The organism is Streptomyces sp. NPDC014882 (genome assembly GCF_043081325.1).
In the GTDB taxonomy this organism is placed as follows: domain Bacteria; phylum Actinomycetota; class Actinomycetes; order Streptomycetales; family Streptomycetaceae; genus Streptomyces.
Map to the genome: position 1 here is coordinate 30,733 of NZ_JBIBWL010000007.1, position 12,951 is coordinate 43,683.

7 protein-coding genes are annotated in these 12,951 nt (G+C 75.5%); 4 read left to right on the plus strand and 3 right to left on the minus strand.

Translation table 11 applies throughout. The features are described 5' to 3' along the window. Positions 1-20: 20 nt before the first annotated feature. Positions 21-1,166: a DUF6745 domain-containing protein gene (locus tag ACF09K_RS17930; RefSeq protein WP_392244599.1), complete on the plus strand. Its 1,146-nt coding sequence runs from the start codon at positions 21-23 to the stop codon at positions 1,164-1,166. A gap of 317 nt (positions 1,167-1,483) precedes the next feature. Next, positions 1,484-4,030, plus strand: a complete 2,547-nt coding sequence (locus tag ACF09K_RS17935; RefSeq protein ID WP_392244601.1) for a discoidin domain-containing protein — start codon at positions 1,484-1,486, stop codon at positions 4,028-4,030. A gap of 154 nt (positions 4,031-4,184) precedes the next feature. On the opposite strand, the gene ACF09K_RS17940 is transcribed toward ACF09K_RS17935, so the two are convergent. Together ACF09K_RS17940 and ACF09K_RS17945 are read right to left on the minus strand one after the other, a co-directional pair. Then, positions 4,185-4,907: an FAD binding domain-containing protein gene (locus ACF09K_RS17940; protein WP_392244603.1), complete on the minus strand. Its 723-nt coding sequence runs from the start codon at positions 4,905-4,907 to the stop codon at positions 4,185-4,187. 60 nt (positions 4,908-4,967) lie between these two features. Beyond that, positions 4,968-6,176 (minus strand): CPBP family intramembrane glutamic endopeptidase, encoded by a 1,209-nt coding sequence (locus tag ACF09K_RS17945; protein WP_392244606.1) that lies wholly within the window; start codon positions 6,174-6,176, stop codon positions 4,968-4,970. Between the two features lie 136 nt (positions 6,177-6,312). On the opposite strand from ACF09K_RS17945, the gene ACF09K_RS17950 reads away from it, so the two are divergent. Further along, positions 6,313-8,670 (plus strand): sensor histidine kinase, encoded by a 2,358-nt coding sequence (locus ACF09K_RS17950; RefSeq protein ID WP_392244608.1) that lies wholly within the window; start codon positions 6,313-6,315, stop codon positions 8,668-8,670. After that, complete coding sequence (locus ACF09K_RS17955) at positions 8,670-9,326, plus strand: response regulator (RefSeq protein WP_392245083.1); 657 nt, start codon at positions 8,670-8,672, stop codon at positions 9,324-9,326. Before ACF09K_RS17950 ends, ACF09K_RS17955 begins: the two co-directional genes overlap by 1 nt. Before the next feature lie 242 nt (positions 9,327-9,568). On the opposite strand, the gene ACF09K_RS17960 is transcribed toward ACF09K_RS17955, so the two are convergent. Next, the gene (locus tag ACF09K_RS17960) at positions 9,569-12,943 is read right to left on the minus strand and encodes a pyruvate carboxylase (protein WP_392244610.1); all 3,375 of its coding nucleotides are present in this window, start codon (positions 12,941-12,943) and stop codon (positions 9,569-9,571) included. Positions 12,944-12,951: the final 8 nt, after the last annotated feature.

The window sequence follows — 12,951 nt, forward strand, 5'->3', positions numbered from 1 at the left end:
CGCAGGTGACGGAGGAGCGGATGACCGGTACGGAGCCCCTGGAGACCGCGGACACCGCGGGCATCGTGGACATGGAGGGGACGGCGGACGGGCGGGGTGCGGCGGAAGCGGCGGCGGACACGCGGGACGCCGCGGACGCGCGGGACGCCGCCGAGGGCGTCGGCTTCTGGCGCGCGCGTGCGGCGGCGGCCGTGCCCGCCGATCGCGCGGCCGCCGAGGCCGGTGTCCGGCTGGCGTACCGGCGGGCGGGGCTCGTGGAGCCGGAGCGGGTGCTGTGGGCCGCCTCCCCGCGCGAGGCGGTCACCCTGATACGCGCGCTGCGGGACCGGGGCCCCAGCGTCCGTGAGGCGGTCCGCACGGCCCCCTGGGCACGCGAACGGGCCCGCGTGCACGGCGAGTTGGGGGCCGCGGGGTGGGCGGCGCACTGGGCGGCGACGGGCGGCCGCCTGTGGGAGGCCACGCAGGCCCTGGTCGAGCGGATCCGGCGGGGGGTGCTGGAGGAACTGGCGGACGGGACCGGCCCCGGCGGCCGGGCCGCGGAGACCGAGGTGCGGCTGCTCCTGCTGGACGCCGTGCTCGGACAGCACGACGCGCCGTGGCTCGCCGCGTTCCCCACCGACCGGGAGCCGCTCGACGGACTGGCCGCGGTGTGCCGCACGGCCGGCTGGTGGTGGCCGTTCGCCGGGGTCGCGGTGGTGTGCGAACGTCCGGTCGCGCTGCACCGGGACGAGGCGGGCCGCCTGGACCGCGGGGACGGCCCGGCGCTGGCGTACCCCGACGGCTTCGCCCTGTACGCCTGGCGCGGCATGCCGGTTCCCGCCGCGTTCCTCGACGAGCTGACGGCCCTGACGCCGGAGCGGATCCGGGCCGAGGAGAACGCCGAACTGCGCCGGGTGATGCTGGAGCACTACGGCTACGACCGCTACCTGACCGACTCCGGGGCGCGTCCGCTGCACCGGGACGCCACGGGCACCCTGTGGCGGATCGACCTCGACGGCGACGAGCCGGTGGTGATGGTGGAGGTCCTCAACTCCACGCCGGAGCCGGACGGCACCCGGCGCACCTACTGGCTGCGGGTTCCGCCGTCGACCCGGACGGCCCGTGCGGGGGTCGCCTGGACGTTCGGGCTGCAGCCGGAGGCCTACGCGCCGGTGCGCGAGACCTGACGCCACGGCCGGGACCGGGGCGACGGGCGGGTCCGCGGGCGGGTCCGCGGGCGTCGTCTTCTGAACACGGCGGTGACCGCGGCGAGTCGGCCGCGGTCACCGCTCGAAAAGTTTCCTGCTTCACAGGGCTTGCCGGACCAAAGACGTCATCAGTTAAATCAAGCCGTGAACTAAGCGGTCGTTCCGGCGGGTCGTCCACCCCGCCGAACCCGCACCCGCCCGCGCCCGTCCGTGACCACCCGCACCCGCCCGCTCGCGTCCACCCCCTCGCACCCACCCGTCCGTACCCACCCGCACTCACCCCGCAGGGAACCCGCATGAGACTCAGATCCCTGGGTGTCGCGCTCGCCGCCACGGCGGCGTTGCTCGCCCTCCCCACGAACCGGCCGGCCGCGGCGGCGGCCGACACCCCGCTCTCGCAAGGCCGGACGGCCACCGCGTCGTCGACCGAGAACGCCGGCACCGGCGCCGCCCTCGCCGTGGACGGGAACACCGGCACCCGGTGGTCCTCCGCCGCCACGGACGCGCAGTGGCTCCAGGTGGACCTGGGCGCCACCGCCACCGTCAGCAGGGTGGTCCTCCAGTGGGAGGCCGCCTACGGGAAGGACTACCGGCTCCAGATCTCCGCGGACGGCAGCACCTGGACCGACCTGAGGACGGTCACCGGCGGCGACGGCGGCACCGACGCCCACGACGTGTCCGGCCAGGGCCGCTACGTCCGGATGCAGGGCGTGCGCCGGGCCACCGCCTGGGGCTACTCCCTCTGGGAGTTCCAGGTCTACGGCACCTCCGGCGGCACCGCTCCCGGCACCTGCGACACCGCGAACGCGGCGCAGGGCGCGCCCGCCGCGGCCTCCTCGACGGAGAACGCCGGCACCCCCGCCTCCGCCGCGTTCGACGGCGACGACGGCACCCGCTGGTCCAGCCAGGCCTCCGACCCCCAGTGGCTGCGGGTCGACCTGGGCTCGGTGCGGGACCTGTGCGGGATCGACCTGAACTGGGAGGCCGCCTACGCGAAGGACTTCCAGATCCAGGCCTCCGCGGACGGACAGACCTGGAACACCCTGCGGAGCGTGACCGGCGCGACCGGCGGCAGGACGAGTTACGACGTCAGCGGCTCCGGCCGGTACGTGCGGATCAACGGCACCACCCGCGCCACGCCGTACGGCTACTCGCTGTGGGAGGTCGCCGTGCACACCGGCACCACCGGCACCCCCCCGATCCAGGGCGGCGGGGACCTGGGACCCAACGTCATCGTCGTGGACCCGAGCACCCCGAACCTCCAGCAGAGGTTCGACCAGGTCTTCGCCCAGCAGGAGTCGAACCAGTTCGGCTCCGCGCGCTACCAGTTCCTGCTGAAGCCCGGCACGTACAACGGCGTCAACGCCCAGATCGGCTTCTACACCTCGATCTCCGGGCTCGGGCTCAACCCCGACGACACCCAGATCAACGGTGACATCACCGTCGACGCGGGCTGGTTCAACGGCAACGCCACCCAGAACTTCTGGCGTTCGGCGGAGAACCTGGCCGTCCGCCCGGTCAACGGCACCGACCGGTGGGCGGTGGCGCAGGCGGCGCCGTTCCGCCGGATCCACGTCCAGGGCGGCCTCAACCTCGCTCCGAACGGCTACGGCTGGGCCTCCGGCGGCTACATCGCCGACTCGAAGATCGACGGCACCGTGGGGCCGTACTCCCAGCAGCAGTGGTACACCCGGGACAGTTCGGTCGGCGGCTGGACCAACGGCGTGTGGAACATGACGTTCACCGGCGTCCAGGGTGCCCCGGCGACGAATTTCGACACCGGCCCCTACACCACGCTGGACACCACCCCGGTCTCCCGCGAGAAGCCGTTCCTGTACCTCGACGGCGGCGACTACAAGGTGTTCGTGCCCGCCAAGCGCACCAACGCGCGCGGGGTGTCCTGGCCGGCCAACGCGGGCGGCACCTCGATCCCGCTGAGCCGGTTCTACGTCGTCAAGCCGGGCGCGACGGCCGCCACGATCAACGCCGCGCTCGCCCAGGGCCTGCACCTGCTGTTCACGCCCGGCGTCTACCACCTCGACCGCGCGATCGAGGTGAACCGCGCCGACACCGTCGTGCTGGGTCTCGGTCTGGCCACGCTCGTCCCCGACGGCGGTGTGGACGCGATGCACGTGGCCGACGTCGACGGCGTCCGGCTCGCCGGGTTCCTCATCGACGCGGGCGCGGTCCGCTCCGACGCGCTGCTGCGGATCGGCCCGGCCGGGTCGAACGCCGACCACGCGGCCAACCCCACCACCATGCAGGACGTGTTCGTCCGCATCGGCGGTGCCGGCCCCGGTCTGGCGACCGACTCGGTGGTGGTCAACAGCGACGACGTGGTCATCGACCACACCTGGATCTGGCGCGCCGACCACGGCGAGGGCGTCGGCTGGGAGACCAACCGCGCCGACTACGGCCTGCGGGTCAACGGCGACGACGTCCTGACCACGGGCCTGTTCGTGGAGCACTTCAACAAGTACGACGTGGTCTGGAACGGCGAACGCGGGCGGACGGTCTTCTTCCAGAACGAGAAGGCCTACGACGTCCCGAACGCGGCCGCCGTCACCCACGACGGCATCGTCGGCTACGCGGCCTACAAGGTGGCCGACACGGTGAACGAGCACGAGGCCTGGGGACTGGGCAGTTACTGCAACTTCACGTCCGACCCCTCGATCGTGCAGCACCACGGCTTCCAGGTCCCGGTGAGACCGGGGGTGCGGCTGCACAGCCTCCAGGTGATCTCCCTGGGCGGCAAGGGCCAGTACGCGCACGTGGTCAACGACACCGGGGCGCCGACCTCGGGCACGGACACCATCCCGTCGAAGATCACGCAGTTCCCGTGAAGCAGGGCGTGAGGGCCTGCCGGTGCGACGACCGCCGTCGCACCGGCAGGTCCGGTGTCCGGCAGGTCCGGTGTCCGGCAGGTCCGGTGTCCGGCAGGGGCTCGCCCGGATCAAGCCCTGGTCAGGCTGCGGTCAGGCCCGGGCCCCGCCCCGGTCAGGCCCCGGCGGAGCGGGCCACGACGTCCGCGACCTGCCGGTGGACGACCGCGCGCGCCTCGGCGGGCAGCGCGCCGAACTCCGTGCGCTCCAGGGCGTGCGACGCCTCGTCGGAGCCGGCCGCGCACGGGACGCCCTCGCTGAGCACCTCGTAGCCGTCGCGGGCGGCGACCCGCAGGAGCCGGCGGCCGTCGCCGTCGTCGTGGACGGCGGTCGCGACGACGAAGGGCGGCGGCCCGCCCGCGTCCGCGGGAACCTTGTGGTAGCCGCTCACGACCGGGTCGCGCCAGCGCAGTCCGAGCATGAGGTGGCGCTTGGCCACGGTCTCGGCGAGATCGGTCTCGTACACCCGGCCGGACTCGAGGACCGTGGCCCGCGCGTCCAGGACGAGGGCGGCGGGCAGCAGGCACCGCAGCGTGCTGCCGACGATGTTGCCGCCGACGGTGGCGGTCCTGCGCACGGCTCCGGTGCCGATGCCGGCGGCGGCCCCGCGCAGCGCCTCCGGCGCCTCGGCGCCGATGCGGTGCAGCACCACGGCCGCCCCCAGCGTCCCGCGCCCGACCACGTTGGCTTCGGGCAACTCCCTAAGAGACATGGCCAGTTCGGGGAAGCCGTCCCGCTGCCAGGTGGCCCACACGAGGGTGGCCCCGCCTATCGGCACGGCGCCCTCGGCGAGGCATTCCCGCGCTTCGGACACGGAGGTGGGGAGACGCAACAACACGGCGACCGACCTTCCTTCCCGGGGAAGTCGGCGGAGCGGAACGACGCCTCCGCCGGGTGATCACTGGCAGGGCGCATTCTGCCCACGCCCGCGGGGGCGCGTACAGGGCTCACCGCCCTGCCCCGTGCGCCCCTCATGTGGGGGAACGGCCGCCGGCCCCACCGGTGCGCGGGCGTACCCGGCCGGGGCCGGCGGGAGCAGTGCGGGGGCGGGCGGGAGCGGCGCCGGGACGAACGGGAGCGGTGGCGGGGCGGGCGGGAGCGGCGCCGGGGCGGTGCGCGCCGGCCTCCGCCGCCGGGCCAGCCACAGGACGGCGGCGGCGTACAGGGCGACTCCGGCCAGGTCGACGACGACGAGGTGCCAGGGCAGGTCGGCGGCGGTGTCGTCGCTCTCCAGGCCGTCGGCGACGGCGGCCGCGGCGGCGAACGCGAAGAGGTTGTTGACGGCGTGCAGGCCGATGGCGGCCTCCAGCCCGCCGGTACGCACGGTCAGCAGGCCCGCGACGGCCCCGAACACCACCAGGTCGGCGAAGCCCCAGGGGGTGCCCCAGCCGTGGGCGGCGGCGAACAGCACCGCCTGGGGCGCGACCGCGATCCAGGGCGAGCGGACGAACGCGCCGACCGCCTGGGTGAGCCAGCCGCGGAAGACGTACTCCTCGGCCGCCGCCTGGAAGGGCACCAGCAGGACCAGTACGGCCAGGGCCGGCCCGAAGACCTCCCAGCCGGCCCACCGTTGCGGCTCCCCGTCCTCCGCGGACAGCAGGAACATCGCCCCGCCGGTCACGGCGAGGACCGGCAGGGCCGCGAGCACGCACAGGCCCAGCCAGCGCCGGCGCAGTCCGCCCGTCACGGAGGAGACCGTGCCGGCCGGGCGGCGGCCGGTCCACCGGACCGCGAGGAGCACGAGGGGGATGGCGACGGCGAGCATCGCCAGGTCGACGGCGGTGGTCGTCACCGGCCCGAACTCCACGGTGCCGTCCGGGCCTTCGGGGTACCCGCGCGCATGCCCCACGGCGTCGACGAGGGCGTAGAGCAGCCCGGCCGTCAGGACGTACGCCACCGTCAGGAACAGGGTGCCGAGGACCGGCCGCCACCACCGGTGCCGGGCCGAGACGCGGGCCAGGCGGTGGTGGCCGAGGGGTTCGGCGGGGTGACCGGGCGGTGTGAGGGCGAACCGGCCCGACGGCGGACCGGCGGGCCGGCCCGGCTGCGGGAAGGCGGCGGGCCGGAGGGGGAGCGGGGTCGGCCCGGGGACGGGCGGGTTCGTCATGACGGCCATCCTCGTCGACCGCCCGCGCCCGGACATCGGCCCGGCGCAGGAACGGCGCCTCCATCGCAGGGTGGAGGGCGGCCTCGTGCCGGTGGCGGGTGCACCCGGCCGGGCCGCGGCCTACGCTCGTCGCGACATGGAGACGATACGCAACTGGCTGCTCCCCGCCCTGCTCGCGGCCGGGCAGCTCATCTGGTGGGCGACCGGCGCGGACCCGGCCGGCGCGGACGGGCCGGGGCCGGTCCGGCTCGCGGCCGCGCTGGCCGTCCTGGCCGTCGAGACCGCCGCGCTGGGCCACCGGCGGCAGGCACCGGTCCGGTGCCTGGCCTGGACGCTGGGCACGCTGGTGGCCGGCCAGGTGGCCTGGGAGGAGGGCTGCTTCGGGTTCGGCACGCTGGTCGCGCTGTACTCGGTCGCCGTCCGCCGCCCCGTGCCGGTGACCGTCCGCGCGGTCGCCGCGGCCGTCGGCGTCGAGTGGCTGCTGTCGTTCGCGCACCTCGGGTTCCGGCCGGCCCTCGCCTCGGAATGGGCGCTCGGCGCGCTGGTGTACCTGGTGTGCGCGGGGCTCGGCGAGGGCCGGCGCCAGTGGCTCGACGGGCGGTCGGCCGCCGCCCGCCGGCTGGCCGGCGCGGAGGAGGCCCGGCGCCGGGCGGCCGACACCGAACGGCGGCGGCTGGCACGCGAGTTGCACGACGTGAGCGCACACCACCTGACGTCCGTCGTCATCACCGCCGACGCCGCCCGCCGGCTGGGACCGGGCCGACCGGAACTGACGGCGGAGGCCCTGTCGTTCGCGCGGCGCACCGGCGCCGAGACCCTCACCTCGCTGCAACGGCTCGTCGGGCTGCTGTGGGACACCGAGGACGACGCGCGGTCCGGTCCGACGACCGCCCGGATCGAGGAACTCATCGCCGGTTTCGGCCGGTTGGGCCGGCCGATCGAGACCGACCTCCCCGCCGACCTGGCCGGTCCCGCGGCGGAGGCGGTCCACGGGATCGTCCGCGAGGCCCTCACCAACACCCTGCGTCACGCGCCGGGCGGTGCCGCGCGCGTCGCCGTCCGGCGCGGGGACGGCGTCCTGGAGCTGACCGTGGACAACGCCGCGCCGCGCGGCTCCACCCCGTCCGGGATCGGCGGCCTCGGGTCGGGGCGCGGGCTCACCGGGATGCGGGAGCGGGCGGCCGCCGTCGGCGGGGAGCTGACCGCCGGTCCCCGCCCGGACGGGGGCTGGCGGGTCCGGGCCACGCTGCCCGACGCCACCGGGCCCCGGAACCCGGACGAGGGGAGCGGGCGCCGGGACGTGCTGCGGGAGCAGCGGCTGGCCGATCCGGTCCTGGTGTTCTCGGCGGCGGTGCTGCCCCTGCTGTCCGTGCTGATCGCCGCGGAGGACTGGACGGGGACGAGCCTGCGGGGCGCCCTGCCGGGGCTGTCCGTCCTGGCGGTCCTGCTGACGGTCCACGCCGTGCCGCTGCTGTGGCGCCGGCGTGCCCCGTGGGCGGCCCTCCTCGGGGTGCTGGCCACGTCGTGGCTGTGGCCGGTGACGGTCGTCGTGGCCGACGTCCCGGTGCGGGTGTCGCGGTTCTTCGACGTGGGGGCCGTCGCGGAGCTGCTCGCCGTGTACGCGATGGGGGTCTACGGCCGCGGCGCCGCCCGGACCTGGCCGGCCTGGGGGATGTCGGCGGTGTCGCTCTCCGCGGTGGTGGTGGCGACGGCGGCGGCGGAGGGGAGGCTGACGGGGACGGCATCGGTACGGCTCACCGCCGTGCTGGTGTTCGTGCCGCTGGCCGTTCTGACGGCCGGGGTGTTCGCCGCCCTGTGGGGCGCCGGGCTGGCGGTGCGCCGCAGGCGCCTGCGGGTCCTGGCCCTGGACGACCACGCGCTCGCCACCTCGCTGTGGCACGCGGAGCGGGCGGCGGACGCGGAACGGCGGCGGCTGGCGGCGCGGCTGCGCGACGCCGTCCTGGAGCGCACGGCCGCGCTGGTCGAGCGGGCCCGGCAGGGGCAGCTGGACGAGGTGGCCGCGGAGGCCCGGGCGGCGCTGTCGGCGATGCGCGAACTCCTGCACGGCCTGGGCGGGTCCGAGGAACCCGGGCGGCACCGCTCCCCCGCGCCCGCTGCCGCGGACCTCGTCTCGCTGTGCCGGGACCTGTCCTCGTCCGGCCGCCGGGTGCGCGTGCGCGGCCTGCCGAAGGCCGCGCGGGACCTGCCGTCACCGGTGGCGCTGTCGGCGTACGGGATCGTGGAGACGGCGCTCGGCGCGGGTGACCAGGGTCCGGCGCGGGTGACGTTCAGGCGGCGCCGGGAGGTGCTGCGGGTCACCGTGTCGGGCGTGCCGCTGGCGGTGACCGGGCCGGTGGCCGGGCGGCTGCGGGCGCGGGTCCCCGCCGGGGCGGGGCGGATCGTGTGCGAAGAGCCCGGTATCGTAAGGGCGTTGCTGTCGGCCCGGCCCGGTCCGGAGCCCGTCCAGGAGGTGTCCCCGTCGTCACGCGTGTGATGGTCGTCGACGACCAGGCGGTGGTCCGTGCCGGATTCGCCGCCATCGTGGACGCCGAACCCGATCTGACCGTGGTCGCCGAGGCCGGTGACGGGGCGTCGGCGGTGGCGCTGGCCGCCGAGCGGCGGCCCGACCTGGTGCTGATGGACATCCGCATGCCCGGCATGGACGGCCTGACCGCGACCCGTCTCGTCACCTCGGTGCCGGACGGGCCGCGGGTGCTGGTGCTGACCACCTTCGACCTGGACGCCTACGTCTACGAGGCGTTGCGCGCGGGGGCGTCGGGGTTCCTGCTCAAGGACGCCATGCCCGAGGACCTGCTGTCCGCGATCCGCGTCGTCGCCGCCGGGGAGGGCATCCTCGCCCCGACCGTGACCCGCCGCCTGATCGGCACCTTCGCGCAGGGCGCCCCGCGGCCGCCCGCCGTCACCGGTGCGCTGTCCTCGCTCACGCCCCGGGAGAAGGAGGTCCTGCTGCACATCGCGGCGGGGCTGGCCAACGCCGAGATCGGCGCCGCGCTCGGGGTGACCACGGGCACGGTGAAGACCCACGTGAACGCCCTGCTGTCCAAGCTGGGGCTGCGCGACCGCGTGCAGGCCACGATCCTGGCGTACGAGAGCGGGCTGGTGCGGCCGCGCGGCACGGCCGACGCGTAGGGGTCCCGTTCGGGCCGGGCTCGCGGGCCCGGCCGCGCGGGCGGCCCCGGGGCACCCGGTCCGCGCCACCACCGGTCCGGGCCGGTGACGTCCCGCCCGCGCGGGGCACGGGAACCGCCCGGCGCGCGGGCCGGCCCGACGACCCGCCGGAGCACGACGAGACCCGCGGACGGTACGCGGCCGCCGGGGAGCGACCGGCCGCGGCCGCACGGCCGGGGCGGGACCGGCCCGCCCCGGCCGGCTCAGCCCACCTCGACGAGCAGGTCGCCGCCCTCCACCTGCTGGACGCGGTTGACGGCGAGGCGGCTGACCCGGCCGCCGCGCGGGGCGGTGATGGTGGCCTCCATCTTCATCGCCTCGATGGTGGCGACCGTGGCGCCGGCCTCCACCTCGTCGCCCTCGGCGACCGCCAGGGTCACCACGCCCGCGAACGGCGCCGCGACGTGGCCGGGCTTGGACCGGTCGGCCTTCTCGGTGACCGGGAGGTCGGAGGCGGCCGCCCGGTCGCGGACCTGGATGGGCCTGAGCTGGCCGTTGAGGGAGGACATCACGGTGCGCAGGCCGCGCTCGTCGGCCTCGCCCACCGCCTGCAGCTCGATCAGCAGCCGCACGCCGGGCTCGAGGTCGACGGCGTACTCCTTGCCCGGCCGCAGTCCGTAGAAGAAGTCCTTGCTGTCCAGGACGCTGGTGTCGCCGTAGGCCTGGCGGTGGGCGTCGAACTCGCGGGTGGGGCCGGGGAACAGCAGCCGGTTGAGGGTGGCGCGGCGGGACTTCTCCAGGCCCTCCCGGTCCTCGCCGGTCAGCTCCGTGACGGGCTTGGCCTCCGCGCGGCCCCGCAGGGCCTTGGTGCGGAACGGCTCGGGCCAGCCGCCGGGCGGGGTGCCCAGTTCGCCGCGCAGGAAGCCGATGACGGAGTCCGGGATGTCGTAGGAGTCGGGGTGGGACTCGAAGTCGGCCGGGGACACGCCGGCGCCGACGAGGTGCAGGGCGAGGTCGCCGACCACCTTGGACGACGGGGTGACCTTCACCAGGCGGCCCAGGATGCGGTCGGCGGCGGCGTACATCGCCTCGATGTCCTCGAAGCGGTCGCCGAGGCCGAGCGCGACGGCCTGGGTGCGCAGGTTGGACAGCTGCCCGCCGGGGATCTCGTGGTGGTAGACGCGGCCGGTGGGCGAGGCGAGGCCCGCCTCGAAGGGGGCGTAGATCCGGCGGACGCCCTCCCAGTACGGCTCGAGGTCGCCGACGGCCTGGAGGTCGAGGCCGGTGGGGCGGTCGGAGTGGTCGGTCGCGGCGACCAGCGCCGACAGCGACGGCTGGGAGGTGGTCCCGGCCATGGAGGCCACGGCGCCGTCGACGGCGTCCACGCCGGCCCGGATCGCGGCGAGGTAGGTGGCGAGCTGGCCGCCCGCGGTGTCGTGGGTGTGCAGGTGCACCGGCAGGCCGAACTCGCGGCGCAGCGCGGAGACGAGGGTGGCGGCGGCCGGGGCGCGCAGCAGGCCGGCCATGTCCTTGACGGCCAGGACGTGGGCGCCGGCCTCGACGATCTGCTCGGCCAGGCGCAGGTAGTAGTCGAGGGTGTAGAGGCGTTCGCCCGGGTCGGACAGGTCGGAGGTGTAGCAGAGGGCGACCTCGGCGACCGCGGTGCCCGTCTCGCGCACGGCGTCGATGGCGGGGCGCATCCGGCCGACGTCGTTGAGGGCGTCGAAGATGCGGAAGATGTCGATGCCGGTGGCGGCGGCCTCCTGCACGAAGGCGTCGGTGACCTCGGTCGGGTAGGGGGTGTAGCCGACGGTGTTGCGGCCGCGCAGCAGCATCTGGAGGCAGATGTTGGGGACGGCCTCGCGCAGGGCGGCCAGCCGCTCCCAGGGGTCCTCGGCGAGGAAGCGCAGGGCGACGTCGTAGGTGGCGCCGCCCCAGCACTCCAGCGAGAGCAGCCGGGGCAGGGTGTGGGCGACGGCCGGGGCGGCGGCGAGGAGGTCCTTGGTGCGCACGCGGGTCGCGAGCAGCGACTGGTGGGCGTCGCGGAAGGTGGTGTCGGTGACGCCGAGCGTCGGTGACTCGCGCAGTCTGCGGGCGAAGCCCTCGGGCCCGAGGTCGACGAGCAGCTGCCGGGAGCCGGCGGGCGGCTCGGCGTCGGGCAGCGGGGGCAGCTTGGTGACGGGGTCGATCAGGTCGGGCCGTTCGCCGTGCGGCTTGTTCACGGTGACGTCGGCGAGGTAGGTGAGCAGCTTGGTGCCGCGGTCGGCGGAGGAGCGGGCGGTGAGCAGGTGCGGGCGTTCCTCGATGAACGAGGTGGTGACCCGCCCCGCCCGGAAGTCGGGGTCGTCCAGGACGGCCTGGAGGAAGGGGATGTTGGTGGCCACGCCGCGGATGCGGAACTCGGCGACGGCGCGGCGGGCGCGGTTGATCGCGGTCGGGAAGTCCCGGCCCCGGCAGGTGAGTTTGACGAGCATCGAGTCGAAGTGGGCGCTGATGTCCGTACCGGCGTGGGTGGTTCCGCCGTCGAGGCGGATGCCGGACCCGCCCGGCGAGCGGTAGGCGCTGATGCGGCCGGTGTCGGGCCGGAAGCCGTTGGCGGGGTCCTCGGTGGTGATGCGGCACTGCAGGGCCGCGCCGCGCAGGGTGACCGTGTCCTGCGACAGGCCGAGGTCGGCCAGGGTCTCACCGGAGGCGATGCGCAGCTGGGCCTGGACGAGGTCGACGTCGGTGACCTCCTCGGTGACCGTGTGCTCGACCTGGATGCGGGGGTTCATCTCGATGAAGACGTGGTGGCCGTCGCGGTCGAGGAGGAACTCGACGGTGCCGGCGTTGCGGTAACCGATCTCGCGGGCGAAGCGGACGGCGTCGGCGCAGATCCGGTCCCGCAGCTCCGGTGCCAGGTTCGGGGCGGGCGCCAGTTCGATGACCTTCTGGTGGCGGCGCTGGACCGAGCAGTCGCGTTCGAAGAGGTGGATGACGCCGCCCTCGCCGTCCGCGAGGATCTGCACCTCGATGTGGCGGGGGTCGACGACGGCCTTCTCCAGGAAGACGGTGGGGTCGCCGAACGCGGACGCCGCCTCGCGGGACGCGGCCTCGACGGACTCGCGCAGCCGGTCGGGGTCCTCGACGCGCCGCATGCCGCGCCCTCCGCCGCCGGCGACCGCCTTGACGAAGACCGGGAAGCCGATGTCCTCGGCGGCGCGGAGCAGTTCGCCGATGTCGTCGGAGGGCTGCGAGGAGGCGAGGACGGGTACGCCGGCGGCCCTGGCGGCGGCGACCGCGCTGGCCTTGTTCCCGGTCAGTTCCAGGGTGCGGGCGTCGGGTCCGACGAAGGTGATGCCCGCCTCCTCGCAGGCGCGGGCCAGTTCGGGGTTCTCGGAGAGGAACCCGTAGCCGGGGTACACGGCGTCCGCGCCCGCCCGGCGCGCCGCGCCGACGATCTCCTCCACGGACAGGTACGCCCGCACGGGATGTCCCGGCTCGCCGATCTCGTAGGCCTCGTCGGCCTTCAGCCGGTGCAGCGAGTTGCGGTCCTCGTGCGGGAACACCGCGACGGTGCGCGCGCCCAGCTCGTAGCCGGCGCGGAACGCCCGGATCGCGATCTCGCCACGGTTGGCGACCAGCACCTTGCGGAACATCCTGGATC

Bases quoted from the DNA above. Each gene is read 5' to 3' on its own strand.
- ACF09K_RS17930 (WP_392244599.1), top strand. From the start codon at position 21: ATGACCGGTACGGAGCCCCTGGAGACCGCGGACACCGCGGGCATCGTG.
- ACF09K_RS17935 (WP_392244601.1), top strand. From the start codon at position 1,484: ATGAGACTCAGATCCCTGGGTGTCGCGCTCGCCGCCACGGCGGCGTTG.
- ACF09K_RS17945 (WP_392244606.1), bottom strand. From the start codon at position 6,176: ATGACGAACCCGCCCGTCCCCGGGCCGACCCCGCTCCCCCTCCGGCCC.
- ACF09K_RS17950 (WP_392244608.1), top strand. From the start codon at position 6,313: ATGGAGACGATACGCAACTGGCTGCTCCCCGCCCTGCTCGCGGCCGGG.
- ACF09K_RS17955 (WP_392245083.1), top strand. From the start codon at position 8,670: ATGGTCGTCGACGACCAGGCGGTGGTCCGTGCCGGATTCGCCGCCATC.
- ACF09K_RS17960 (WP_392244610.1), bottom strand. From the start codon at position 12,943: ATGTTCCGCAAGGTGCTGGTCGCCAACCGTGGCGAGATCGCGATCCGG.